This window comes from Chitinophaga silvisoli, from assembly GCF_003412465.1.
Classification (GTDB): Bacteria; Bacteroidota; Bacteroidia; order Chitinophagales; family Chitinophagaceae; genus Chitinophaga; species Chitinophaga silvisoli.
The window spans coordinates 47385-73539 of the sequence record NZ_QTJV01000010.1 but is presented as its reverse complement, the minus strand read 5'-3'; the positions used below and the strand labels follow the sequence as shown (position 1 = coordinate 73539).

The 26155-nt window shown below is 44.4% G+C and carries 19 protein-coding genes; 8 read left to right on the top strand and 11 right to left on the bottom strand.

Features of this window, described 5'->3' with window-relative positions:
- Positions 1-33: 33 nt before the first annotated feature.
- Entirely contained in the window at positions 34-1212 is a 1179-nt protein-coding gene (locus DXN04_RS24595; RefSeq protein WP_116856064.1) for a lanthionine synthetase LanC family protein, read from the bottom strand.
- Between the two features lie 472 nt (positions 1213-1684).
- Here DXN04_RS24595 and DXN04_RS34890 point away from each other — a divergent pair, with 472 nt between their 5' ends.
- The 4 genes from DXN04_RS34890 to DXN04_RS24580 all read left to right on the top strand — a co-directional run bounded on the left by DXN04_RS34890 (position 1685) and on the right by DXN04_RS24580 (position 5285).
- A complete protein-coding gene (locus DXN04_RS34890) occupies positions 1685-1855 on the top strand; it encodes a hypothetical protein (RefSeq protein ID WP_158569135.1) in 171 nt (56 codons plus the stop codon).
- 278 nt (positions 1856-2133) lie between these two features.
- Positions 2134-3468 carry a S41 family peptidase gene (locus DXN04_RS24590; protein ID WP_158569134.1) on the top strand — a complete coding sequence of 445 codons (1335 nt, stop codon included), beginning with the start codon at positions 2134-2136 and terminating at the stop codon, positions 3466-3468.
- 31 nt (positions 3469-3499) lie between these two features.
- Positions 3500-4570 (top strand): sensor histidine kinase, encoded by a 1071-nt coding sequence (locus DXN04_RS24585; protein WP_147320056.1) that lies wholly within the window; start codon positions 3500-3502, stop codon positions 4568-4570.
- Positions 4548-5285 (top strand): LytR/AlgR family response regulator transcription factor, encoded by a 738-nt coding sequence (locus tag DXN04_RS24580; RefSeq protein WP_116856061.1) that lies wholly within the window; start codon positions 4548-4550, stop codon positions 5283-5285. Before DXN04_RS24585 ends, DXN04_RS24580 begins: the two co-directional genes overlap by 23 nt.
- Before the next feature lie 155 nt (positions 5286-5440).
- Here the strand turns inward: DXN04_RS24580 and DXN04_RS24575 are convergent, their stop codons facing one another.
- The 3 genes from DXN04_RS24575 to DXN04_RS24565 form a co-directional block, all read right to left on the bottom strand.
- Positions 5441-7840, bottom strand: a complete 2400-nt coding sequence (locus DXN04_RS24575) for an outer membrane beta-barrel family protein (protein ID WP_116856060.1) — start codon at positions 7838-7840, stop codon at positions 5441-5443.
- A gap of 177 nt (positions 7841-8017) precedes the next feature.
- Positions 8018-9856 (bottom strand): membrane protein insertase YidC, encoded by a 1839-nt coding sequence (gene yidC / locus DXN04_RS24570; protein WP_116856059.1) that lies wholly within the window; start codon positions 9854-9856, stop codon positions 8018-8020.
- 138 nt (positions 9857-9994) lie between these two features.
- On the bottom strand, positions 9995-11641 hold the full coding sequence (locus tag DXN04_RS24565; protein ID WP_116856058.1) for a CTP synthase: 1647 nt from the start codon (positions 11639-11641) through the stop codon (positions 9995-9997).
- Positions 11642-11990: 349 nt separating this feature from the next.
- Here DXN04_RS24565 and DXN04_RS24560 point away from each other — a divergent pair, with 349 nt between their 5' ends.
- Positions 11991-12506: an acyl-CoA thioesterase gene (locus tag DXN04_RS24560; protein WP_116856057.1), complete on the top strand. Its 516-nt coding sequence runs from the start codon at positions 11991-11993 to the stop codon at positions 12504-12506.
- Here DXN04_RS24560 and DXN04_RS24555 read toward each other — a convergent pair.
- From DXN04_RS24555 to DXN04_RS24540, 4 genes are all read right to left on the bottom strand, one after another.
- On the bottom strand, positions 12503-13147 hold the full coding sequence (locus DXN04_RS24555; RefSeq protein ID WP_116856056.1) for an HD domain-containing protein: 645 nt from the start codon (positions 13145-13147) through the stop codon (positions 12503-12505). The two genes, DXN04_RS24560 and DXN04_RS24555, sit on opposite strands and share 4 nt — an antisense overlap.
- 1076 nt (positions 13148-14223) lie before the next feature.
- Positions 14224-14805: a precorrin-2 dehydrogenase/sirohydrochlorin ferrochelatase family protein gene (locus DXN04_RS24550; protein ID WP_116856055.1), complete on the bottom strand. Its 582-nt coding sequence runs from the start codon at positions 14803-14805 to the stop codon at positions 14224-14226.
- A gap of 21 nt (positions 14806-14826) precedes the next feature.
- Complete coding sequence (cobA, locus tag DXN04_RS24545; RefSeq protein ID WP_116856054.1) at positions 14827-15603, bottom strand: uroporphyrinogen-III C-methyltransferase; 777 nt, start codon at positions 15601-15603, stop codon at positions 14827-14829.
- Between the two features lie 131 nt (positions 15604-15734).
- On the bottom strand, positions 15735-17852 hold the full coding sequence (locus DXN04_RS24540) for a HEPN domain-containing protein (RefSeq protein ID WP_116856053.1): 2118 nt from the start codon (positions 17850-17852) through the stop codon (positions 15735-15737).
- Positions 17853-18150: 298 nt separating this feature from the next.
- Between DXN04_RS24540 and hxpB the strand changes: the two genes are divergently transcribed.
- Positions 18151-18804: a hexitol phosphatase HxpB gene (hxpB, locus tag DXN04_RS24535; protein ID WP_116856052.1), complete on the top strand. Its 654-nt coding sequence runs from the start codon at positions 18151-18153 to the stop codon at positions 18802-18804.
- A 36-nt stretch (positions 18805-18840) separates the two neighbouring features.
- Here the strand turns inward: hxpB and DXN04_RS24530 are convergent, their stop codons facing one another.
- The 3 genes from DXN04_RS24530 to rpsA all read right to left on the bottom strand — a co-directional run bounded on the left by DXN04_RS24530 (position 18841) and on the right by rpsA (position 23563).
- Positions 18841-19725, bottom strand: a complete 885-nt coding sequence (locus tag DXN04_RS24530) for a DUF6999 family protein (protein ID WP_116856051.1) — start codon at positions 19723-19725, stop codon at positions 18841-18843.
- A 1-nt stretch (position 19726) separates the two neighbouring features.
- Positions 19727-21595: a beta-ketoacyl-ACP synthase III gene (locus DXN04_RS24525; RefSeq protein ID WP_116856050.1), complete on the bottom strand. Its 1869-nt coding sequence runs from the start codon at positions 21593-21595 to the stop codon at positions 19727-19729.
- Between the two features lie 72 nt (positions 21596-21667).
- Positions 21668-23563 (bottom strand): 30S ribosomal protein S1, encoded by a 1896-nt coding sequence (gene rpsA / locus DXN04_RS24520; protein ID WP_116856049.1) that lies wholly within the window; start codon positions 23561-23563, stop codon positions 21668-21670.
- A 253-nt stretch (positions 23564-23816) separates the two neighbouring features.
- Between rpsA and DXN04_RS24515 the strand changes: the two genes are divergently transcribed.
- Positions 23817-24701, top strand: a complete 885-nt coding sequence (locus DXN04_RS24515; RefSeq protein ID WP_116856048.1) for a rhomboid family intramembrane serine protease — start codon at positions 23817-23819, stop codon at positions 24699-24701.
- A gap of 68 nt (positions 24702-24769) precedes the next feature.
- Positions 24770-25996, top strand: coding sequence for a 4-hydroxy-3-methylbut-2-enyl diphosphate reductase (locus DXN04_RS24510; RefSeq protein ID WP_116856047.1), 1227 nt, complete (start codon positions 24770-24772; stop codon positions 25994-25996).
- The last annotated feature ends 159 nt before the right edge of the window (positions 25997-26155 follow it).

The following is a 26155-nucleotide window of genomic DNA, read 5'->3' as shown; positions in this document are numbered from 1 at the left end:
AAATAGTCTCCATTCGGTTTTAGTTTTAGGTGTTTATAAAAGCAGCAGATCTGTCCATGGAAGTTCTTCATTGATCAGGTGGCCCAGCAGGACCAGCGCTACGCCCGGCAGGCCTTCCAGCATACGGGTTTCACGACCTTTGAAGCTTTCTTCGTGCAGCACAACTTCCAGTCTTTTTATTGTTTCATTGATCCAGTAGTGCCATCCTTCGAGATAGCTTTCTTCATTACTGTAACGGTACAACGAATAATAATACTGAGCCAGTCCGGCGGTGCCATTACAGAAGTAAATGTCATCGATCTGCGTGGCTTCGTTGGTTTTGCGCATCAGTGAGCTACCGCCCACGAGATCCGCCATTTGCTTCAGGTTTTCGTCTTGTAATACAAAGGAGGCTTTGTAAAAAAGGGAGACCTGATTGAGATCGCCATAACACCATCCGAGACGGTTGTTATATTTTTTTTCATCTTCTGCTTCACTGGTAGTGAGCGGGAAGAATGACCAGTCTTGTCCTATCAGATCTACTTCACGCAGGTGATGGCGAACGAAGCGGATGCCTTGCTGTAGCAGGTATCCGGTCTTGTGAGGATCTATTTCAGTTTCGTGCAGGGCGGTGAGTACGGATAGGAATCCTGCTTGTCCCTGCGTGAGACTGAAGTTGATCTGGCCATCGCCGAATAAGAAGATATTTCTGAACCAGATGCCATGTTTGGTGACTACACATTTTTCGTACAGTGCACGGATAATATCCCTGAGATAGTTCTCTGTCTGGGACTGTGGCAGCCTGTCAGTAAAGTATTTAATGATGCCAAACGCACCGTGCAGATAATCCAGTTTATCTTCTTTGATCAGTTGTAATGACTGATGATAGAGATAGTCGTCATATCTGGCCAGTTCCTCATCTATGTCTATATCCAGGAGGCCATCTTTGTACAGGAGGTTGATCACGCTGGTGAGGCCACAGATGCCGGTAGCGAGGGAAGGTCCTTCGAGTTCCAGCGTAGCTTTGTTCATGTGATTCAATACTTCGTCCAGCAGCGCATAAGTCTTATCTAAATAGGTATTGTCCCTGTAGCCTTGCCATAAGGAATGATAGTATACGATCAGGCCCAGCTTACCGCCGCTCATCAGTGAGTCATTGTCAGCTGAATGCTGATCTATGAGCTGATGTAGCTGAGTGAGGAGGCTTTCCACTTTTACCGGTTCCTTTACCATTCCTGAATGCTTTTAACAAACTTAGGAAGGATGTGGGGGGTGGGGAAAAAAGATACACGGATTTGGGTTTTGGATGGACGGATTGGGGGGGGGGTGATATAATATAATAAGGGGGAGTATTTTTTGGGGGTGCTATTCTATATGCGTAGATGATTTTTGGATTCGGTTCTATTTGCGTAGTTGGTTCTCTTGATGGGATTCTATTTGCGAATGAGCTTTTTTCAAGTCGATTCTATTTGCGTAGTGATCTGCGCAGGAGTTTTTTTTATGTTTTTCTGGTTTATATCAGACTAAATTTTTACACGGATATGCGTTTTGGATGGATGGATTTGTGTTTTTTGGGGGTTACCTTTTTGTGTTTTCCGTATACGCGGTTACGATAGAAAAAATCTTTTGAAATCCACGTCCTGCGTAGATTCCCTGCGCAGTTGCCCTCTAATTTTGTTATTGTAATCCCTAATAATTGTGAAATATGAAACAGACAAACAACCCCACCCAAAAGAAGACGTTGACCCTGAATAAGGTTACTGTATCTACGTTTAATAACAACGTTTTTAACCCAAAGAATGGTGGTAAAAACCATTTTACATCCGTAATTGATACGACGACTTCTGCTAACTGCCTTCCTTCTGTAACGAAGTAAAATAAGGCGGCACAAGCACAATAAAAAAAACGGTTTTGTAATTCCGGATTTTGATTAATTTTCAAGGCTGAACTAAGAACCCTTCTGGTCGAAGGTCATTTTTAGAACAGCCTTTTTTATTTTTGTACCTGTGCTTATAAACCCTTAAAAATTACATGTTTAATTACCCAGCGTTAATCCGCTTGTTTGGTCTATATTTTTTATTAAACCTTTTTTATCCACTGCTTACTTACGCCCAAACAAAGTCCTGTAATTGCAGGAGTAATTTTGATGAAGTGGTGGCAAAGGTTGAACATAACTATCCGGGATATCCGATTAAAATTACCACTGAAAAAGAAGCTGCTTACAAGCAATTTACTGACAGTCTTAGAAACGTGGCTGATACAGCTAATGCCGTTACATGCTTTTCTTTATTGCAATCATGGACCGGTTATTTTAAAGACAGGCATCTTGCACTCGTTTTTAAGGATATTCCCGAAAACAAAGAACTGATTGACCAGATTTTTTCCAATACTGAAAGCTTTCCGCTTTCGAGAGATTCTTTAGTCAGGAAATGGGCTGTCGCTCCTGACTATCCCCTGGAAGGCATATGGACCTTAAGTGGAATGTATGATGTGGCGGTTATAAAAAAGGATCATGGTTATAGCGGAGTCATTCTAAAAGGAGATAATAAGTACTGGAAACCAGGGCAGGTTAAATTTAAGTTACAAACTGATGGAAAAGAAACCTGGAAGGCCGTCCAGTACAACCAGTATCATATGCCGGATACATTCACCACCTATGTGGATGAAAAAGCTTTTATCATGGATCTTAAAAGCTATAAATGGGAGAAAATTTTCCCAGGGCGGCCAGGTCAGAAATCTATTCCGGCTGATAGTTTTTATTTTTCTAAAACCGACAGCAACAATGCTATATTAAGACTACCCAGCTTTGAATTGTCTTACAAATCCCTCATCGACAGCCTGATTACCAATAACTTACACACGATCACACATACCCCACATCTCATTGTGGACATACGGGGAAACTATGGAGGATATAACCTCTGTTTCGAAAAATTATTGCCGCTACTTTATACAAATCCGGTGATTACTCAGGGCCCAGTGGTAAAAGCAACGGCGGAAAACATTCAGCTGTATGAGATCATGCTTAAAAGTCCGATATTCCCTGATGATAAAAAGGCACCTTTCGTCAAAATGATCAAAAATTTAAAGAAAAATAAAAATGGCTATTACCAGCCTCCAGCAGACACAACCACTTTTCCACAAGTATATGCACAACCTGAAAAGGTAGGTTTCCTGATGGATGAAGGCTGTGCCAGTGCTACAGAATTATTAATTTTGGACGCAAAACAAAGTAAAAAAGTAACTTTGTTTGGAAAGCGGTCAGCTGGAATAGTGGATTATTTAAATCTGGTAGCACCAAGATCTTTGTCCTGCTCCCGTTTTTTACTCTGGATACCCACTGCCAGATTAGCCACCGTACCACAACATCCTATTGATAACACCGGTATTTTGCCAGACGTTGAAATTCCTCCTCATGAGAATTGGATAAACTATGCGCAACAATACCTGGAAAACCTGGATATAAAAATTGTCAATTCTTCAAAATAGAAAGACTTCGGTCCGACAACGGCTCTCTACTGTGCTGTTGCATTTAGGATTATGGGTGCTGTATGCAACAGTGCAGGTAGTATCATCAACTATCATGTTGACAAATGCCTGGCCAGTTTTAGCTGTAACCAGTGTAGTATTTGCATTTCAAGCTGTTATTTTTTATGCGAATGCTGAATGGCTGTTGCCACGAACATTGGAAAAGAATAAAAAGACTCTTTGGATAGTGGGGATAGCCGGCTTTATGGTTTTTATCATCCTCAACAGGTATCTTATTCTTTATAGAATTTATCCTGTTGTTTCTCACGTCGCTCCTCCAACCTTTGATTGGCTCGTACTGGTTAGCATCGCTATCTGGTGGTGGTTTCAAGCTATTGCCCTTTCCACGGCATACTGGTTTGCTAAAGTGTCAATTCAGAAAGAAAGGAAAATCAACTTACAGAAAGAAGAACTCAATCGCAGGGAAACTGAACGTCTTCGACTCAAACAGGAAAAACTTGAACTCGAAGTAGCCTACCTCCGCGCCCAGATCAACCCACACTTCCTCTTCAACACCCTCGGCTACTTCTACAACAAAACCGCCAACTCCCAGCCCGACGTTGCCGAAGGCATCGCAGCCCTCACCAACATCATGCGCTCCTCCCTTAAAAAAAGAGGGCCTGACGGTATGGTCTCCTTAGAAGAGGAAATCGAACATATTGAAAGCCTGATCAGCATCTACTTCATGCGCTTCAATAACAACATCCATGTAGAATACAGCCGGCCTGACAACCTGCATGGTCAAAGAATATTGCCACACATCCTCATCACGCTGGTAGAAAACGCTTTCAAACACGGCGAACTCCATAGTTCCGCTTACCCACTGAAAATCAAACTAAATTTAGACGAAAGCGGCCTCTATTTCTATATCAACAATAAAAAACGGATAGGTCCCAAAGAAATCTCCAACGGCATCGGCATGGAATACGTGCAGCGCCAGCTGGAAAACACCTACCCTAACAAATATTCCTTCGAAATTAAAGATACGGACCTGTTTTATAGCCTGTCTTTACATATTGCTACCACCGAAATTACCTTACATGATCAACTGCTATATAATTGACGACGAGCAACACGCCATAGACCTACTTATCGGCTATGTACAACGTACGCCTTTCCTGAAACTGGTAGGTAGTACCACCGAAGCCCTCGATGCTATCAAAGTGATCAGTAATGAAAAAGTAGACCTGGTCTTCCTGGATATTCATATGCCCAGCATCTCTGGTATTGACCTGCTGAAAATCTTTAATAACCAGACCAAGGTTGTTCTCACCACCGCCTACAGCGAATACGCCATGGATGGTTATGAACATGATGTAGTGGATTACCTGCTGAAACCTATCACCTACCAGCGCTTCCTGAAAGCAGCACAGAAAACGCTCAACATGTTCCAGACCATGTATGTGAGCAAAGGCGAAAGCAATGAAAAAGCAGCACCTGAAGTAGACTACCTGTTTGTAAAATCAGAGCATAAGGGTAAACAAATCAAAGTTAATTTCAACGATATAGATTACATAGAAGGCCTGAAGAATTATGTGGCCTTTCATTGTGATAAGGAAAAGATCCTGGCACTGCTCAAGATGAAGGACCTGGAGCAAACCCTGCCTCCAAGGCAGTTTGCAAGGATTCACAATTCCTTTATTATTTCCCTGAACAGGATTGTTTCTGTGGATGGCAACCAGGTGATCCTGCGTAAACCGGATCAGCAGACGGTGGCGCTGCCTATTGGTATTACCTTTAAGCAGCCTTTTTTTGATATGATTAAACTGAATAAATAGGTGTACTTATAAATCGATAATAAGCGGTATTATTTTCCGAAAAAAATAGATTTGAACAATGACCTTATTTCTATAAAATGACAGAGCTAAACAAATTACTTGTTTAGCTCTATCGGTACTTAATTGACGACCTCCTCAAAATGGACCATCTCCCATTAATTTGATTGAATCCGTTTCTTTTCTTTTTCAATACCCGTTTGTCTTTCCGTTCTTACCTTGATCTTACTATTACCGAACCGGTATGTAAAATTCAGCATGGCAAAACGGGAGTCAAACAAAAAATGCTGCCTGATATTTACCCCCTGGTAATCTGATGCCAATGTAAATTGCTGTCCCCTGAAAATATCGTTTGCACTCAACTTGAGCGTTCCTTTGTTTTTCAATACATTCCTTTGTATGCCAGCATTCAGCACCCAGTAGCTGGTCAGTGAGGCCAGTCCGGTATTCGACCGGGATGAGTAAATCCCATTCAGCTCCAGGGTAAAGAGCCGGGGAATACTAAAAGTATTGTTAGAAATCACATATGCCCCGGGCTTAGACTTTGGCAGGGCGATATCATTGTAATCGTAGACCATGTAGAACAACTGTACAGCGTTCATAGTATTCCACCATTTGGTCACCGCCGTTGAATAAGTGATGCTCAGATTATAGTTATCAAAGGTGGTGACGTTTTGATAAGTTGTAATCAGGACCTTATTATCCCCTGCTTCATATACACCTGCAATTACATCCTTTGTACGGGAGAAACTCAGCGTAGTAAAAAGGTGTTGCTTCCAGGAATGAGATAGTTCTACAGCAGTCGTATTCTGTGGATTCAGATCAGGATTGCCCCGGAAGTAATAATATTTGCTACGAAAGAACAGGAATGGGTTCACGTATTCATACTGGGGCCTGTCGATACTCCTCCTGGCTGAAAGCGAAAAACGCTGGGATGCAGTAGCCAGGTATTGCAGCGTAAAGCCGGGGTATAAGCCGGTATAGTCCTTATTGAATACAGAGGAATTGGTGATACTATTCCCTCTCACACGGGTATTCTCTACCCGCACGCCAGCCTGCAACACCCATTTTTTGAACTGGTTGTGGTAATTGACGTAGGCCGCATTTACATTTTCATCATAGATGAAATGGTTCGTTTTAGTAGGGTCATTTACCCAGGTATCATTCTCCTGTACCTCCCAGCGGATGTCGCTGTCTGTTTTTACGAAAACCGTTTTCAGACCTGCATCGAAGGTACCAATTCTGGTAGGCCGGGTAAAATCAGCGGATACGGAACGAATGTCAACAGATACCGGAGAACTGTTACGAATCACGTAAGGTGTCTGATATACCTTCAGCTGGGTATCCAGGTAGGCGGTATTGAAATTGTCCTTCCAGTGCTGATCGTAATAGGCATAGTCTCCGTTGATGGAGAGCTGGGTGCCAAGACTATCAAAGTTATGCTGGTAAAACAGGTTGGCTGAATAGTTGTTGATATCCGCATGTCCCAGGGTATGCATATTCAACATTGAATCGAAAGGAGCTGCCGGAGACGCATGAAACAGGGTCTGGTCCATCCCATCCCTGTCACGGCTGAGGAAGTTGCCTTTCAGGTCCAGGCCGATGCTATTCTTCTTATCGATAGTATAACTGATACCTGCATTGACATTATGGATATCCTTTTTTCGTACTTCATAATTTTTCTCTTCTATATATTCGGCATCCAGGATTCTGTCAGTATGAGTATCGTAAAACTGTTCGTTTCGCTGGTAATTGTAGCTACCGTATAAGTTCAGGTTATCGTTGCGGTAGTTCAGGTCCCCTCCGGCAGTATAGCGACCATAGCGACCTCCACCGCCTCCGATACTGAGGCTACCATTAGATCCTGATTTACCATTTTTTTTCAGTTTGATGTTGATGACAGCCGAAGCGGCGGCATCATATTTTACGGAAGGGTTAGCAATGAGTTCTATTTTGTCAACGGCATTAGCGGCTGTGGAGAGTAATAGATTTTTGAGCATTGCAGCGGTAAAATAAGATGGACGATCGTTGAGGTAGACCATCACCTTCTTTCCGTTGAGGGTAATGGAACCGTCATCGTCCAGCCGTACACCGGGCGATCGTCGGAGCAGTTCTTCCAATGTATTGCCGGTAGCGAGTGGACTCTCGGCTACATTGATGATCATTTTGTCGGCGGTTTGTTCAATGAGTGGCTTCAGGGCCGTGACCTGGTGGGTTACCAGGTCGTAGGAGACTGAAACCATGCCAATAGCAGGCAGGGCCATAGATTGGGTACTCAATTGAAACGGGCCGCTTGTCTTGTCGCGATAGCCCAGGTATCTCACCTGGAGGCTATAGACACCCGGTTTCAGGTTTTCGAACGTGAAATTGCCCTCTTTGTCAGTCTGGGTGGTTTGCCTGATAGTATCTGTGAGTAATAACACGATGGCAAATGGCAGATTTTGGTTGCTGAGGGAATCGGTTATTTTGCCTGAAACGGATAGTCTGAGTGACTGTGCAGGCAAACGGACCGTGCTGCACAGACAAAAGAATAGTACACTCAGTTGTATCGGTTTCATATAGGGTTATTTATCACTTTACAAACATAAGGTTCAGCATTGATGATTAAAAAATTATTACATCGATTCTTTGATTTAAAGGACAGATTATACGAAAAAAACATCTAATCTGGACGGGTACTCACAAAAAAAAAGAGCCTTCCTCCCGGAAGGCTCTTTTTCTTATAACTCAATTACTTATTTTCCTTTTCTGCCCTGCATATCCTGCTGGCGTTTCTGCATGTCCTCGAGCCGTTCCTGCCATTTAGACTTGGATGCCGGTTTCTTCTTATTCTCCTGGATCTGTGCGTGGATCTTATCATGGTTAATGATAAATTTCTGGATCACCCACTGGAGGAGGATACTGATCACGTTTGACAGGAAGTAATAGAATGTCAGTGCGGATGCCAGTTTGTTGAAGATACCTAACAGCATGATTGGGAAGATGTAAGGCATATACTTCATCACCGGATTGCTCTGATCAGCCATACCACGGTTATTGAACGCAAGCATTAAGCTGGTTGCGGTCATCAGCAGGGTAAACAAGCTGATGTGGTTACCATAGAAAGGTATGTTGAATGGCAGGTTCAGGATTGAATCGTAGGTAGACAGGTCTTTTGCCCAGAGGAAGCTCTCCTGTCTCAACTCGATGGAAGACGGGAAGAAGCTATACATCGCTACCAGGATCGGCAACTGCATGACTGCAGGTAAACAACCTCCCAGCGGGTTTACACCTGCGCTCTTGAATAGTTTCATCTGATCCATACCGAATGCCTGCTGGTCGTCGCCATGTTTCTTACGCAGTTCGTCAATTTCAGGTTTCAGGACCTTCATTTTTGCAGAAGATACATAGCTCTGGTAAGTGAACGGCGCTATCAGTAAACGGATGAAGAGGGTGAGCAGGATGATGATCACACCATAGTTATGAATAAATCCGCTCAGGAAGTTGAACACGGGGATGATCACCCACTTGTTCACATATTTTACGAAAGCGAAGATACCTGTACCCAGCGGGATGATATTTTCCAGTCCGATATCATAAGATTTTAAGGTCTTATAGTGGTTAGGACCGTAATAGATCTCAATTGGGAAAGTGAAATCATGAGCTCTGTCGTAAGGGATCTCCAGGGTAGTGAAAGTCTGGCCTACGATGTTGCCGCTTTCAGGTACTTTGGTATTGATCTCTGCCTTGTCAAAGCTGCGGTCTTTCTTCGCAATGAAAGTAGTGTTGAAGAACTGTTGCTTTACGCTCAACCACTGGATTTTGCTATCCAGTTCTTTGTGATTGGTACGTTGTAAGGTGAAGTAATCATGCTTACCATCCGTAGTTTTGTAGTGCACCTGGTTGTTCAGGCGTTCGTTCTGCATATCCTGTTCCTGCTTGTCATTCTCATTATCCCACTGGAGGGCCAATGATTTCTGACCTGCCGGAATTACGTTTTCCAAGCCTACTGCATGAATATCAAAATCTACTGCGTAGCTATCCTGCTTCAGGGTGTATACAAACTCCAGGTATTGGCCTGGGTTTGCAGTAGCGAGGCGGTACACCAGGGATTGGCTGCCATCGGCCAGCTGCTGTACGTTGCCACCGGCAAAATAGAGGTCTGCAGTATTTAATAAGGTATTATTATTAGCCGGCACCTTCATTGAGATGCGGTTAAAAGAGCTGTTAGCCAGTAATAAAGGAGTGCCTGCAAATGTTTTGAAAGCTTTCAGTTCTACAGTTTCAGGTTGACCACCCTGGCTGGAGAAAGTAATTTTCAGTACTTTATTTTCCAGAACGGCTTTCTGAGCAGTACCGGTAGCTGCACCTGCAAAGGCACCGTATTCGCCCGCCAGCCTGGTGGAATCAGGTGTGCCTGCATTGGCATAGGAGGCAGTGGTATCCGTGTTTACTTTAGGTTTGTTCGCTTCAGCGATAGAATCCTGACGTGCTTTCTCCAACTCAGCGGCATGCTGCTGCTTCGTATTGAAAAAAATGTACCCTACCAGCAACAAACCCAGTAAGCTAAAACCAATGACCGAATTTCTGTCCATTGAAATTACAATTAAAATTTAGGCAGCGAAGGTAAGCAAAATGTGGGGGTATAAATGCCAAAAGGACTATTTTTTAGGTCATTGTGATGTAATGAGCTAAAAAATAGTCCTTTTGGTGGGCATTTGCCGCTAATATTATTATTGTGCTACCTCTTCGGCCACCTTGGTTTTGTTGGTCTTATCCTCAGCATACTGCTTGGCAGCGCCGATGAAATGAACAAACAGTGGTGCTGGTCTTTCCACGGTGCTTTTCAGCTCCGGGTGGAACTGGCAACCCACAAAGAACGGATGGTTTGGCAATTCTACCATTTCCACCAGTCCGCTTTCAGGGTTACGGCCGGAAGCAATCATACCTGCTTTTTCGAAATCGGCCAGGTACTGGCCATTGAACTCGTAACGGTGACGGTGACGTTCGCTGATCTTTGTGCTTTCGTAGATGGCAGCAGCTTTGGAACCTGGGGTCAGGTCACAGCCGTAAGCACCTAAACGCATGGTACCACCTTTGGCAGTGATTTTCTTCTGCTCTTCCATGAGACCGATTACCGGGTGACCGGTTTCAGGATTCATTTCGGTAGAGTGAGCATCTTTCCAGCCGATTACGTTACGGGCGAATTCCACAACGCTCATCTGCATACCCAGACAAATACCAAAGAATGGCAGTTTGTTTTCACGGGCATACTGGATCGCGGTGATCTTACCTTCGATACCACGGTGGCCAAAACCTGGTGCTACCAGCAGACCATCCAGGTTACGCAGTTTCTCAGCTACGTTTTCGGATGTAAGGAATTCAGAATGAATATTTTGAACAACTACTTTACATTCGTTCATTGCACCTGCATGGATAAAAGATTCCAGGATGGATTTGTAAGCATCCTGCAATTCTACATATTTACCAATCAGGCCGATAGTTACTTTAGACTTAGGGTATTTCAGTTTATCGAGGAAACCACGCCATTTGGTCATGTCTGGTTCTTTTTCGATAGGAATACCCAGTTTCTTCATACAGATTACATCCAGTTTCTCTTTCAGCATTTCCAGCGGCACTTCATAGATGGTGCTCATGTCGGTTGCTTCGATTACCGCATCAACGGTTACGTTACAGAACAGGGCAATCTTCTTTTTCAGATCGTTGTACATTGGTTCTTCGGTACGACACACGATGACATCAGGGTGCACACCATTTTCGCTCATCATCTTCACTGAGTGCTGAGTTGGTTTGGTTTTCAACTCTTTAGCTGCACGCAGGTAAGGAATAAGGGTGAGGTGAACGACCAGGCAATCCTGCTCATCCAGTTCCCATTGAAGCTGGCGAACTGCCTCTATGTAAGGGAGCGATTCGATGTCGCCCACGGTTCCACCCAACTCGGTGATAACGATATCATATTTACCGTCTTTGCCGAGCAGGAGAATACGACGTTTGATTTCGTCGGTGATGTGGGGTACTACCTGAACGGTTTTACCCAGGTAGGCACCTTCACGTTCCTTATTAATAACGGTTTGATAAATGCGGCCTGTGGTCACATTGTTGGCTTGTGAAGTAGGAATGTTCAGAAAACGTTCGTAGTGTCCCAGGTCCAGGTCAGTTTCGGCGCCATCTTCGGTTACAAAGCATTCCCCATGTTCATATGGGTTTAATGTTCCCGGATCCACATTGATATATGGATCGAACTTTTGAATAGTCACTCTAAAGCCGCGTGCCTGCAGTAATTTTGCAAGTGAAGCTGCGATAATTCCTTTACCCAATGAGGATGTAACACCTCCCGTAACGAAGATATATTTTGCCATAAAATCTAAAATTCTGTAGAATACTTGACCTAAAAGGGAAGTGCCGGACGACGTTTGGTGTAACCAGTCAAGTAAAAGTAACTTCCGAAGGTCATGCAAAGTTACATAAATTTAATGCGCACCCAAAACGGATTTTCACATTTCACTGAGTGTATACATGTAAAGAGCTAATTATAAGTAGGGTTAGGCGGATAAAAAGCATTTCAAAAAAATCTTCGCGTTCGATAGCAGAGTTTGGGAGTCAGGAGCCTGTGGCTAGCTGTGGCATTGGGAAAAGATGCTTTTAATATATCGCTGCGGCTGGCCGCTTATTTATTTGTAAATTTGCGATCCGAAATAATTATCAAACATGACTCTAACGCCAAAGCGTGCACAGGAATCCCTGATCCAGATGACTGAGCTGGTATTGCCCAATGATACCAATGTATATACTAACCTCATGGGAGGTCGCCTGATGTACTGGATGGATATCGCTGCTGCTCTTGCCAGCATGAAGCATTGCGCTGCCCCAACTGTTACTGCCTCTGTCGACAACATTTCATTTGAGAATCCCATTCGTCTTGGTAATGCTGTTCACATCGAAGCGAAGGTGAGCCGTGCATTTAATTCAAGTATGGAAGTTCATCTGAAAGTATGGGGTGAGGACCCGGTGCAGCAGTACCGTTACAAATCCAACGAGGCTTTCATGACATTTGTGGCCCTGGATCCCAACGGTAATCCCCGCCCGGTACCGCCAATTATTGCTGAAACGGAGGAAGAAAAGAGTTTATACGAAGGTGCATTGCGCCGCAGGCAGCTTCGTCTGATCCTGGGTGGAAAAATGAAGCCACAGGATGCAGAAGAGCTGAAAGCGCTGTTCGTTTAATGCCATTCTTTATAGAATTGTTCGAGGAAAGTTTCCATGAAGGCATGCCTTTCTGCTGCCAGTTCCTTCCCGGTGGTGGTATTCATTTTATCCTTCAATAAGAGCAGTTTTTCATAAAAATGATTGATTGTAGGGGCAGTGCTGTTCTTGTACTGTTCCCTGCTCATTTGCAGGTCTGGTGGAATAGCCGGATCGTATAAAGCCCTGTTTTTGAACCCTCCATAATTAAATGCCCGGGCTATGCCAATAGCCCCGATGGCATCCAGTCTGTCTGCATCCTGCACTACTGCCAGTTCGGGTGAGCTGAATTTCCCTTCATTATGTCCTCCTTTGAATGAGATATTTTCTATGATGGCGATTACATGGGTGATAATGTCCTCCCCTACTCCCTGTGATTCCAGGAACTGACGGGCTTTGGCAGGGCCAATTGTTTCATCGCCGCCATGGAACTTGGCATCAGCAATGTCATGGAGCAGGGCTCCCAATGATACGATTAATGGGTTGACAGGTTCCCTGGCAGCAATTTCCTTGGCAGTATGCCATACCCGATGGATGTGCCACCAGTCATGGCCTCCTTCGGCCTGGGCTAATTCCTGTTTTACATAGGTAACTGTGCTGTTTATCAGTTGATCTTGCGTCATAAGATCAAATATAAGCAGGCTTATGGGGCTAAAAAAATAGGAAAAACGAAGAAAAAGAGAAACGGAAAAGGCATCTCATAAGTGTAAAATGGGTGTAGAGAAGAATGCTTGTTGTATAACCTTCTTTCCATTTTCCATCTCTCCTCCCCGATATTCAGGCATGCAATTAGAATAATCAACAGGGATCTTGCTTCACTAAGATATTCTTCGTTTTTCCTTTTTCCTTTTAATGTTTGGATCTTCGACAGACTAGTTGGTGTACCGGCCCTTAGGTGTTGTGACAAATGGTTAAATGCAGGTTTGCCGGCCGGGCGATCTTAAATTTTGGTTGATAAAATGTTGACCTTAGTTGATAAAATGTATATCTCTTAACAGCTTCCGGATCGATACCTTAACGAGGCCCCTTTTGGGCCTCTATCTTAAGGTATATACTTCAGGGAAGCGGGAATTATTTCTTAAAAATTGGCGCGGCTGAAGGCGGGAAAACCTTTCTTACCGGACTTCGAGGTCAATAACTTTGCTGACCTTTGCTGACCCTAGCCTCGGCAGCCCCCCCGCCTTTTACCGCTACTTATTTTTAATATCAACATGCCCTTTCAGCACATTGATAATATCTTACAGCGCAGATCCGGCTATAATTTTGCTTTCATAGACAGATGCAGCACCCTTAACTGGTTTCGGAATTGTTGTTGACTGGTCTATTCTTGTGGTGGAAGTATTTATTTTTAGTGTGCTACCGAGGCTTGCAAATGGTGCCTTCCTGATGATAACTCTACTAAACCTGTTTCTTGACGTGATTCGCATACTTAGGAAATAATCGCATTATAAATAATTACATCTTTCACTACTCCGCTGTTTAACTGACAATATCTCCTTATCAATTTCGATTTCTAACATAAAAATAATAATCATTATCTAATTTTTAGATAAATCTGGTGCTAAGTATACACATATTTTTATTTACTATATAATATAGAAAATCGACAAGCGTCTTGGTATCTAATCACTTAGATAGAAAATACCCCTTTCAAAGCTATTTAGCCTTTGAAAAGAAACTCATATGTAAAAAATTTTAATTAATCTTTTTTAACCAGTACATCAGTGATCTGGTTAAGTTGTTTTACTTTTTCAGAGAAGTCCCCCTTGATCCTGTCACGGATTAGCTGGAGCTTGTCTAAAATTTCATTCAGGGACCCTGGTAATGCATCCTGCAATACCTCTTTGAGCCTTTTGGCAATGGTGGGAGATTTGCCGTTGGTGGAGATGGCTATCTTAAGGTTGCCTTTCTGAACTACTGAACCCAGGTAAAAATCACACAGTTCCGGTGTGTCAGCTACGTTAATTAATACTTTACTGCATTTTGCCTTTTCCCAGACAAAATAATTGAATTCATGGTCGTTGGTAGCCGCTATGGCCAGGTCTTTCCCAAACATATCACCACAGGAAAATTCCTTTTGCACCAGCGTTACGTTCGGTGCATTTTTGACTAATGCCTCCAGTTCCGGCAGGAACCAGGTAGCGACTACCGTCAGGTTAGCAGTCGGACAATTATCAAGGAGTGCACTTACCTTTTCAAGTCCGACAGCGCCACCGCCTACAACTAATATCTGGAGACGATGCACCTTGAAGAATACGGGAAACAAATGATTCTCTTCCATACGAACCGCTTTAATATAAATTTACACAGCTATTTTCAATTCTGCTGCTATTCTATCCTGCACTGCTATGAACGTTTCATGGAAGCGTACTACCTCCCCCACTATTATAATGGCCGGGTTTTTCAGCTCCTCCCGACGAGCAATGTTTGCCAGATCGGAAACGGTGCCAATGCCAACTTTCTGTGTAGGTAAGGTACCATTCTGAATGATAGCTGCGGGCACATTTCCTTTGCCCTGGGCTACATAGGCAGCGGATATTTCTTCTAATTTACTCATTCCCATCAAGATAACCACAGTGGTATCTGCATGAATTGCATGAACCAGATCGCGGGATAAATCACCATCCTGTGTGGTGCCGGCTACCACCCAAAAACCTTCACTTACGTTGCGGGCGGTAACAGGGATGTTGTTGAAACCAGGTACAGAAATGGCGCTGGTTACCCCAGGTACTACTTCTGTATCTATATTAAACTGACGGGCAAATGTCAGTTCCTCCTGCCCACGGCCAAACACAAATGAATCGCCGCCTTTCAGTCTTACAACACTACCATAGGTAAGGGCGTACTTCACGATCATGCGATTGATCTCATCCTGAGAGTACACGTGCATACCCGCTCTCTTGCCTACAAAACGTTTCAGGCAGTTGCAGGGTGCATGTTCCAGCAGTTCATTATTTGACAATGCATCGTAAAGGATGACCCTTGCCTGCTGTATGGCCTTCAGACCTTTTACAGTAATCAGCTCAGGATCTCCGGGGCCAGCGCCCACCAGGGTTAATTTTGGAGTAATCTGCTGCATAGTGTACTAATTTAAAATGTGATCGGTTTCGCACAACCGTAATACCAACAAGGTTGTATCAAAAGTAATTTGACTTAATAATCTCTCCCTCAGTGCCGGAATTATTCCTGATACAACCTTGCTGATTATCTTTACTCAGCTGGTACCGCAGCAGCTTCCCGTTGCCTTAAAGCCTGCGCCTGCTGATAAAAGTTAGTTGCCTGTTGATAATATGCTTTCGCAAATGTTTCTGATGGCTCATTCTTATTGATCTGTAATACCAGGTCATTGAAACTGCCTTCTAATTCCCATTTGCCTGTTTGTACGAAATGTTTGTCGAAGTCATTGATTACTCCGGTCTGTGTGTTACAAGCTACGCCTTCACCCAGCAACAGCGCTTTTGCCGTCTGTACGAAAGTGGAGTAAGAATGGTAAATGCTGTCAGCATACTGGTTTGCATCCAGTGCTACTTTGCCCCATTCCAGTTTCTCTTCCCCTTCAAACAGCAGGGTTTGTACCAGGTCAATCACTACGCTTGCACATTCTCCCACACCGATTGCGGTAGCAAACTTATCACCCTGGCCCCAGTCGATGAAGTCTTCATCTACCAGAGAAGCCAGATCTGTCAATGGTTTCAGCAGATCGTAGAAGTAACGTTCGCCCTGGCGATCATAGTAATCGTTGAACTTTTCGTTTTCCTGTGCATTCTCTGCATAGTTCTGGAGCAATGTACGCAGTACTTCAGGACCACGCTTACTTGGAACCTTGATCACCTTGTCTGCCACACGGCCTACGCCATTGCCTACGATACCACCACCCAACAATACCTGGAGCGCCGGGAGTACCTTACCACCACTTTTCATGGAGCTACCATGGAAACCAATGCTGGCGATACCATGCTGACCACAGCTGTTCATACAACCGCTGATCTTGATTTTGATATCTTTATTATATACCAGCGCCGGGAATTCTTCCTGGATCACCAGTTCCAGTGCGGTAGAAATACCGGTGCTGCTGGAGATGGCCAGGTTACAGGTATCTGTACCAGGGCAGGCAGTGATGTCTGCGATACTATTGAAACCTGGCTCTGCAAAACCAACTGCTTCCAGTGCACTGAATACATATGGCAGGTGAGCCGGCTGGATGTATTTCAGCAGTAAACCCTGGTTGGCCGTTACACGTACATCATTAGCGATCACCGGGCGCAGGGCTTCTACCAGCTGGCGGGAAACTACTGAGCTGATGTTGCCTAACGGTACACGTACATAGGCAGCAAAGTAACCAGCCTGTTTCTGTTCGAATACGTTGGTTGCCTTCCAGGCTTCGTATTTCTTGGGATCCCTGATCGTATAAGCAGGCACTACTGCATTGGCTGGTGCTAATTCCGCTTCCGGCCATGCTGCTGCATCCACTTCATAGATCTTATTTTTAATCGCTGTAAATTCTTCTGTTACCAGGCGGGTGAATTCTTCAAATCCAATTTTGGCAATGAGGAACTTCATACGCGCTTTATGACGGCTGGCTCTTTCACCATGACGATCAAATACCCTCAGTACCGCTTCTATATATGGAATCAGCTTTTCTGCTTCCAGGAATTCATATGCTACATGTGCAAGGATGGGCTGTGCACCAAGGCCACCACCTACCAGCACTTTGAACCCACGCACTTCTTTGCCATCTACAATACGCACTTTGGGAATTGCTCCCATATCATGCATGAAGGACCAGGCGGTGTCTTTGTCACTGCTGGAGAAAGACATCTTGATTTTACGGCCCATATCCTGGCAGATAGGGTTACGCAGGAAGTAGCGGAAAGCTGCATCTGCATAAGGCGTTACATCAAATGGCTCATCCGGATCTATACCGGCTATATCAGAAGCGGTGATATTTCTTACCGTATTACCACAGGCTTCGCGGATGGTGATGTCATCAGCATCCAATTTTGCCCACAGTTCAGGGGTTTTTTCAAGGCTTACAAAGTGGATCTGAACATCCTGGCGGGTGGTCAAATGCAGGTTACCAGTAGAATACTCGTCTGAAACATCGGAAATTCTTTTCCATTGTTCCAGGGTCATTTTACCATAAGGTAATTTGATACGAATCATCTGTACACCAGCCTGACGTTGTCCGTAGATGCCCCTTGCCAGACGAAGACTACGGAACTTTTCTTCCGGAATCTGTCCTTCCCGGAACAGACGGATCTTTTTCTCCAGTTCTATGATATCCTTCTCTACGACCGGATTTTCAAGTTCTGTTCTAAATCCTTGCATATAATGAATTTTCTTGGTGGTAAATTATTAAGTGAATATTTCCTTATCAGATTAGCGTATAAAAAGGCGAGCTCCATTTAATTGGCGCGATATTTAGCTTCCCTATCCGTATTTCCTACCATTTAAGTAGACTATTACAAAGTTATACATCCACAGCAGAAAACCAAAAGAATTTTGTATAAAATAAAGTTATGGGTCATAATGAAAAGTTATAATGAGGTGGATTCCCCCCAGAGAAATTAGAAAAGAAAACACTCCCTGTATTATCTTTGCGGCGGCAATCTGACAAAAATAAGATATGATCGATACGGTAATATTTGATATGGACGGGTTATTAATCGACTCAGAGCCATTATGGGGACAGGCAATGCGTGAAGTATTTGCATCCGTCGGTGTGGAATTATCTATGGAACTGGCCAGCCATACTACGGGACTGCGTACGGCAGAGGTGGTTGATTACTGGCATAACTACTTCAAATGGAAGGGAAAATCGACTGAACAAGTGACGAACGAGATTATTGATGCGGTGACAGACAAAATTATTAAGAAAGGTAAACCCATGAAAGGGCTGGATTATATCCTGGACTTCTTTGAAAAGCGGAAATTCAAGATGGGCCTGGCATCCTCTTCCCCGCTACGCTTGATCGATGCAGTTACTACTCATTTTGGGATTAAAGACCGGTTCCAGGTAATTTCTTCTGCTGAGTTTGAATCCCATGGCAAACCGCACCCGGCAGTATACCTGAGCTGTGCCAGGGCCTTGGGGAGCAATGCATTGGATTGTATTGCTTTTGAAGATTCCATTACCGGTATGACGGCTGCTAAGGCGGCAAGAATGAAGGTAGTTGCTGTACCAGAAGCCCATAACAGGCATAATAAACGTTATGCCCTGGCTGATGTACAGCTGAATAGTCTGAAAGATTTTAATGACGATATTTTAGGACAATTATAAATAAAAAAGCTCCCGTAATCCGGGAGCTTTTTTATTTTATCCTTTTGCCTGTGCCAGTTTCGCCTGTACCAATAATGCATGCAGTACTTCTGTCGAGAAGCCATGCAACAATAGCCTAAAGGCAGCCCCAGCCATAGGAAGAGGAATCATGGGATGTTTATTATTTAATGCCGTCAGTTTTTCAGGACAATCCATAATTGTGGCGGCGTAAATCCCGATTACCTCATCCAGTTGCAGTGAATTTGTAGCTCTCCAGAAATCGGCATCTGTCAGGAAAAACTGATACACCGGCGTAAAGATTTCTATTGCTGTTCCAAGATCTATAAAGTTCGTCCACTTGTCCCGAAAATTGGCAAAGGGTATTGGTTCAGTAGATATTGCACTGAAATCCGGTTTCTCCTGCTTCATTACTCTCACTCCTTTTTCATCAATCGCCTTATTCAGGTTAATGATGAAGTTGTACAGATTCAGGTCATGTTCCAGGAACAAATTATCCCGCACATCACTTACTGCCAAAGGCTTCAGTGGGTTCATAGGAATATTTTCCGCTCCTCTTACATTATCCTTAATAAAGCGCAGTACTTCCGATCCCAGGTAGAAGTGCCGGAGGATCAGGAAGTTCGCCTCTGGCGTAATCCAGTATTTCATTCCCCAGAAGAGACTTTTATGCAGCATCTTAGGGGCATTGATCAGGTTAGGTATGAAGATCTTAAATACCTGCATCAGTACGATACTCAACCTGGCAAAAGCTTTTATGACAGGGTAAAGGAATTGCCTGCTTTTGGTAGAGGAGTCGTACAAAAACGCTGCTTTCGCATCAGGATCAAAGGGGATACTTTTGTCGAGGAACAATGCGTGCCAATGACTCGGATTGCGGGTGTCATTCTGCATTTTCTCGTAATATTCTCTGGTGTGTATCATATTAAATATTATCCAGTTCTTCTAATTGCATTCTATATAATCTGGCCACTACTTTCGCAGTTTTTACGATCCTGGCAGCCATTTCCTGGGTCAGGAGCTCTGATTGTATCGCGTTTTCAAAGCGCTCGAAGTGGTTATCGTTGCTATCGCTGGTTTCGTGATAAATGAAGAACGATACCTGGTCTGCATTGAGGTGCAGCTGTTGCTGAATAGCCCTTCCCCATTTACCGGAAACACGATTGCCCAGTCCTTCGATGATGAACATTCCACCTAAGAGATCGAATGGATCCGGCTGACTTGCACGCTGGAACATGTAAGCGCTGAGGGCTTCACTTCCAATGTTTTTCTCACCGGTATATAAATCGTTTTCATCTCCCCCACAATTAATATAGTTCTTTTCCAGGATCTGGTAATCTCTGTGTTCGTCTGCACTATGACGGATGAAAGAGGAGCGTACATGGAAGTATTGCATACTTACATTGGAAGCTGCACGTGCGATCCACTGGGAACCATCGATCACCTGCTGTCTTAAGTTGAGCAGTAAGCGTTTGTATTCTTCCATTTTCAGCTGACCGTTGAAGATCTTTTTTACGATCGGCACCTGTTGCAGGGAGCGTTCAAAATCAAACCACACACCGGTGAGTTGTCTTACAAGCCATTCCTGTACGGGCTTTTCCTGGATCCTGATTTCAGGTGCCTTGATAGTGGCAATATCTTCAGTGATGAATCTTTTGCCACCGGGAGCGACCACTTTCAGAAGCATATAGCCGGTGATGAAGCGACCACTTTCAGGCACCATGCAAAGGAGTTGTTGCCCTTCTTCCAGTTTGCCACTGCGCAACAGATCGTCCAGCATCGCGAAGATGGAAGCTGATCCGATATTGCCTGTGGTGTAGAGGTTTGTAAACCATTTATGTGCGGGAATCACTACCCCACCTTTTTCCAGGAGATCTGTGATTTGCTTTTTGAAATGATGGGAGGAGTAATGACATACTAACCAGTCGATGGCATCAGGTGCTACTTTCCCTTCATCTATCAGTTCAAAGAAGCGCTGGATACCTAATTTGACGATGTTATCTACCAGGCCCATATCCTGTTTCAGGTTGATCGCGCCGTCTCTATCAGCATCACTCATGCTGGTATAGTCCAGCCAGGTTTTTGTAATACTGCCATCAGGGGCTTTGTTTCCACCTGTGTACATGCAGACTTCAAACTGGTGAGCATAAGAGCGCAGGTCTACCCATTCGATTTCCAGGGACAACTGGGTGGGTGAGGGTACGGACTGAAGCAACATCGCCCCTGCCCCATCGCTGAGCATCCAGCGGAGGAAGTCAATTTCGGTAGGCAGTTCATTGTCTTTAATAATATGCTGGTGTTGAAAGCGGGATGCCTTGAACATACGGCTGGGAAGTTCCGCGGCACAGCAGAGTGCATTTGCAGCATGTCCTGTTTTCACATGCATAAACGCGTTCTGGATGGCCATGATACTGGATGCACATACGCTCTGGTGGGAGGCAATGGTGCAGGTACCGATACCACTTTCGCCCTGAACCATACTGGCGAAGCCGGGGATGGGCATATCGCTTTGGGTAGTGGCAGTACTGAGGAAATCAATGTCTTGCTTATCAGCCGGGGCTCCATGGAGGCAATGATCAATAGCATGGGCGGCCATTTCCCAGGCCTGATGGGTGGTTTCCTGTTGGGTATTGAGCGCGTAGTAGCGGGATTTGATCCCATTTTTGCGAAGAAAGATATCCTTCATCCTGGATGGGGTGTCGTTGATGCTACCGAGGTACAATTCCATTTCATCGTTGGCTACCGGGGTATTGGGGAGGTATTGTCCGGTGGCAGTGATATAAACTTTATTCATAGGTGAAAAATAAAAAAAAAGAGGCTGTTTCTTTCGAAACAGCCTCATGTTATTTCAACAACCTAAAAATGATTATTCACCATCTTTCTTGTCGCCTTCGTCTTTCTTCAGCTTCTCACGCAGTTCAGCCAGTGCACCCAGATCACCAAGTGTAGCTTTTTCTACCTTGCTCTGGATATTTTTCACAGCCTTACGGGTTTTGTCAGCATCAGCTCTCTTTTCTTTGGCGATAGCTTCTTTCTCTTCGTTCTTAGCTTGTTCCCATACTCTGGTGTGAGATACCAGGATACGTTTTTCGCTGCGATCGAATTCGATGATCATGAATTCTTTCACATCTTCAACGCTGATTGGTTTCTCATCTTCAGTGCGCAGGTGACGGGCAGGAGCGTAAGCTTCCAGGCCGTATTGCAGCTGAACGGTAGCACCTTTCTCATCTTTCTTCACTACAGTACCTTCGTGTACGGAACCGATCGGGAAGATAGTTTCGAAAGTATTCCAAGGATCTTCTTCGATCTGTTTGTGGCCAAGGCTCAGTTTACGGTTTTCTTTGTCGATACCCAGTATAACTACCTCGATTTCGCTACCTACCTTAGTGTACTCACTTGGGTGGTTGAAGCGTTTGATCCATGACAGGTCGGAGATGTGGATCATACCACCGATACCAGTTTCCAGTTCTACGAACACGCCATAAGGAGTGATGTTCTTCACGATACCTTTATGACGGCTGTCCAGCGGGAATTTAGTTTCGATAGTAGCCCAAGGATCTTCAGTCAGTTGCTTGATAGACAGAGACATTTTACGCTCTTCCTTGCTCAGGGTAACTACAACTGCTTCGTATTCTTCGCCTAATTTGAAGAATTCCTTAGCGTTGATTGGAGTAGAAGCCCATGAGATTTCAGATACGTGTACCAGACCTTCTACACCAGGCAGAATTTCCAGGAATGCACCGTAGTCTTCAATGTTCACTACTTTACCTTTCACGCGCGCACCTTCAGTGATGTGAGCAGGTAAGGTATCCCAAGGATGGGGAGTGAGTTGTTTGTAACCGAGGCTGATACGTTTTTTCTCGTCGTCGAAGTCCAGTACAACCACATTGATCTTCTGATCCATCTGGAGTACTTCGCTTGGGTGAGAGATACGGCCCCAGCTGATGTCGGTGATGTACAGCAGACCATCCAGACCACCCAGGTCGATGAATGCGCCGAAATCGGTGATATTTTTGATGGTACCTTCCAGCACCTGGCCTTTCTCCAGTTTGCTGATGATATCCACTCTCTGCTGTTCGATATCGCTTTCGATGAGTGCTTTGTGAGAAACAACTGCGTTTCTGATGGCTTCGTTAACCTTAACCACTTTGAACTCCATTGTTTTGCTAACAAACTGATCGTAATCGGTAACTGGTTTCACATCGATCTGAGAACCTGGCAGGAATGTTTCCATACCATATACGTCTACGATCAAGCCGCCTTTGGTTTTGCTGGTAACAGTACCAGTAACCACTTCGCCGGTTTTGTACACTTCCACGATTTTTTCCCATGCACGTTGCTGACGAGCTTGTTTACGGCTCAGGTGCAGGTTACCATCGCGGTCTTCTTTTTCTACTACTAATACTTCAACGTCATCACCTACTTTCAGACCCGGAATATCACGGAATTCATTCAGAGAGATCAGACCGTCGGATTTGAAGCCAATGTTGATCACAGCATCGGTTTTGGTTAAACCAACTACGGTACCGGTGAGCAGACCATTTTCTTCGATCACCTTAAAGGTGTTTTCGTAAGTCTCGTCGTACTTAGCTTTCTCTTCTTTGCTGTAAGAAGAAACGTTACGTTTGTCTACGCTCCAGTCAAAATCGTCGTGAGCGGTTTCTACAACAGGTGCATTTTTTGTCGCTGTTACTGCTGCGGCCTGAGCTGCAGGAGCCTGTTGTTCAGCGTTTTGTTCGTTAGTAATGTTGTTTTCTGCCAAAACTTAAATTCCACCTATGGTTTTTCCCGGAATTCACATCCCGAGGTTTAAGTGGACGGCAAAGATACTACATTCCCTCAAAAAAAAACCTTAAAATTCAATTCTCAGCTCGCCAGACCTGATTTTCAGGGCCTCCTCCCGCCGGAAACTGTGTCAGTACAGGCTTACATCCCTACAGACTGCTATTTCCGGCACAATTTTTTAGGTTAAAATTTGTGATTTACGAATGCGGATTTTGTACTAATTTTCATGTATGAACGGAACTTCTTTCAGATCAGATATTCGATACTGGCTTAGACAGGGAAACACGATTAACCACTTACTCTTCTGGAACATTGTTGTTTTCCTTGCACTAAATATCCCCCGGGTGATTGCCTACTTTGTACCAGCCATTTCCGGAGTCGACAAGTTGATATATGATCAGATATCTTTACACGCCTTCCTCCCTGTGTTTATTACCAAACCATGGGGACTGGTAACCTATATGTTTTCACATGTTGAAATATTTCATATTTTCTTCAACATGCTGACGCTTTACTGGTTTGGCAATTTATTTCGTTCTTTCCTGGGCAACCACAGGGTACTTCCCCTCTATCTGCTGGGTGGCCTGATCGGTGGTCTTGCCTACCTGCTGGTATTTAATATATTTAAGGCCCCCGATTTAACCCTGATTGGAGCATCTGCCTCGGTAGTAGCTATCCTGGTGGCCTGTGCGACCAAAATACCCAACTATGAGGTAGGGCTTATGTTCATCGGCTCCGTTCGCCTGAAATGGCTGGCGCTTGTCGTGGTAGTACTGGATATCATCTCTATCGGCAAGGGCAATGAAGGCGGTATCGTCGCTCACCTGGGTGGTGCCCTCTTTGGCTTCCTTTATATTAAAATGCTGGATAACGGAACTGACCTTTGCCAGCCCCTCGTATGGCTCTTTAACCGCCGGGTGAGGGTCGAAGCCATGCAAAGCCGTACCCGCCGCTCCTTCAAACCTAAAAAATCTCCGCTCAAAGTGGTGAAAAGCCACCCGGAGGAAAATAAACAGCTCCGACTCGACCAACTCCTTGATAAGATCAATGACAGGGGAATGGAAAGCCTGAGTCCTGAAGAAAAAGCCTGGCTGAATAAAATGAGCCAGGAATAACCGGAAGCTTATGCGCCCAAACACATTTTGGACTTCTCCACATCAAAATGTGTAACTTTGTCGCCAACATGAAAACGTTCAACGTACCTATCATTTACCGGAGTCCGCTCATTACTGCTATTAAAAACAGCCGTAAGAAACAGGATCGCATGAAAAAAGATTTCACGCCTACTGTTCTTGACTTTGGTCCATTAAGAATTTTACTGGCCCGTCACTTCGGCTTTTGCTATGGTGTGGAAAATGCCATCGAGATAGCTTTCAAAACTGTGGAAGAAAATCCCGGTAAAAGGATTTTCCTGCTTAGTGAAATGATTCATAATCCACATGTAAACAATGACCTGCTTGCCAAAGGTGTGCAGTTCATTATGGATACCGCCGGCCGACAGCTGGTACCCTGGGAAAACCTCACCCCCGACGACATTGTCATCATTCCTGCATTCGGAACTACGCTGGAAATAGAAGCTAAACTGAGTTCCCTGGGTATTGCACCCTTACAGTACAATACTACCTGTCCCTTTGTAGAAAGGGTATGGAATAAGGCCGAGCAGATTGGCCAGCAGTCATATACCGTGATTGTACACGGCAAACCCGGACATGAAGAAACCCGGGCCACCTTCTCCCACAGCCGGAGCAATACCCCGACCGTAGTTGTAAAGGATATGGCAGAAGCCCAGCTCCTGGCCACCTTCATTACCGGCGCAAGTCAGGCAGCTGAATTCTATGAGCGATTCAAAGGACAATATTCAGAAGGCTTTGATGTCGTGAAAGACCTGCAGCGTGTGGGTGTGGTCAACCAGACTACCATGCTCGCCACTGAGACCCAGGGAATAGCGGATTATATAAAGAACGTCATCATGGACAGGTATGCCCTGACCGATGAAAATGTAGCCGAACGTTTCGCTGATACCAGGGATACCCTCTGCTATGCAACTAACGATAACCAGAGTGCCGTAACCGGCTTATTGCAGGAACAGGCAGACCTGGCCATCGTAGTAGGCGGATATAACAGCTCCAATACCTCTCACCTGGTAGAACTGTGCGAGGAAAAACTGCCAACTTACTTTATAGCTGCTGACGATCAGATGATTTCGAAGGATAAAATCAGACATTATGATTTCCATCATAAACAGGAATTAAATAGTGATGTATTTTTGCCTGAGAAAGATGTGGTAACAGTGATGATGACAAGTGGGGCAAGTTGTCCCGATGCACTGGTCGAAGCGGTAATAAGGAGGTTGTTATCGTTTTACGGCCTGGAGCAGCAAATAGAACAGGTCATTGAAAATTACAAATAATAAAAAAGACACCAGGCGGTGTCTTTTTTCTTTGGGGCTAATCAATGCTAGTAATGCAGAGAAAAAAAGTTTTATATCGTAATTAGTTTAAACCTGAATCAAAAATAATCTCTTCCTCTCCTGCTGACAAATCACATTTATTATCCGGTATCCTATTCC

Coding starts and splice junctions, on each gene's coding strand:
- DXN04_RS24595 (WP_116856064.1), bottom strand. CDS start 1,212: ATGGTAAAGGAACCGGTAAAAGTGGAAAGCCTCCTCACTCAGCTACAT.
- DXN04_RS34890 (WP_158569135.1), top strand. CDS start 1,685: ATGAAACAGACAAACAACCCCACCCAAAAGAAGACGTTGACCCTGAAT.
- DXN04_RS24580 (WP_116856061.1), top strand. CDS start 4,548: ATGATCAACTGCTATATAATTGACGACGAGCAACACGCCATAGACCTA.
- DXN04_RS24575 (WP_116856060.1), bottom strand. CDS start 7,840: ATGAAACCGATACAACTGAGTGTACTATTCTTTTGTCTGTGCAGCACG.
- yidC (WP_116856059.1), bottom strand. CDS start 9,856: ATGGACAGAAATTCGGTCATTGGTTTTAGCTTACTGGGTTTGTTGCTG.
- DXN04_RS24565 (WP_116856058.1), bottom strand. CDS start 11,641: ATGGCAAAATATATCTTCGTTACGGGAGGTGTTACATCCTCATTGGGT.
- DXN04_RS24560 (WP_116856057.1), top strand. CDS start 11,991: ATGACTCTAACGCCAAAGCGTGCACAGGAATCCCTGATCCAGATGACT.
- DXN04_RS24555 (WP_116856056.1), bottom strand. CDS start 13,147: ATGACGCAAGATCAACTGATAAACAGCACAGTTACCTATGTAAAACAG.
- DXN04_RS24550 (WP_116856055.1), bottom strand. CDS start 14,805: ATGGAAGAGAATCATTTGTTTCCCGTATTCTTCAAGGTGCATCGTCTC.
- cobA (WP_116856054.1), bottom strand. CDS start 15,603: ATGCAGCAGATTACTCCAAAATTAACCCTGGTGGGCGCTGGCCCCGGA.
- DXN04_RS24540 (WP_116856053.1), bottom strand. CDS start 17,852: ATGCAAGGATTTAGAACAGAACTTGAAAATCCGGTCGTAGAGAAGGAT.
- hxpB (WP_116856052.1), top strand. CDS start 18,151: ATGATCGATACGGTAATATTTGATATGGACGGGTTATTAATCGACTCA.
- DXN04_RS24530 (WP_116856051.1), bottom strand. CDS start 19,725: ATGATACACACCAGAGAATATTACGAGAAAATGCAGAATGACACCCGC.
- DXN04_RS24525 (WP_116856050.1), bottom strand. CDS start 21,595: ATGAATAAAGTTTATATCACTGCCACCGGACAATACCTCCCCAATACC.
- DXN04_RS24515 (WP_116856048.1), top strand. CDS start 23,817: ATGAACGGAACTTCTTTCAGATCAGATATTCGATACTGGCTTAGACAG.
- DXN04_RS24510 (WP_116856047.1), top strand. CDS start 24,770: ATGAAAACGTTCAACGTACCTATCATTTACCGGAGTCCGCTCATTACT.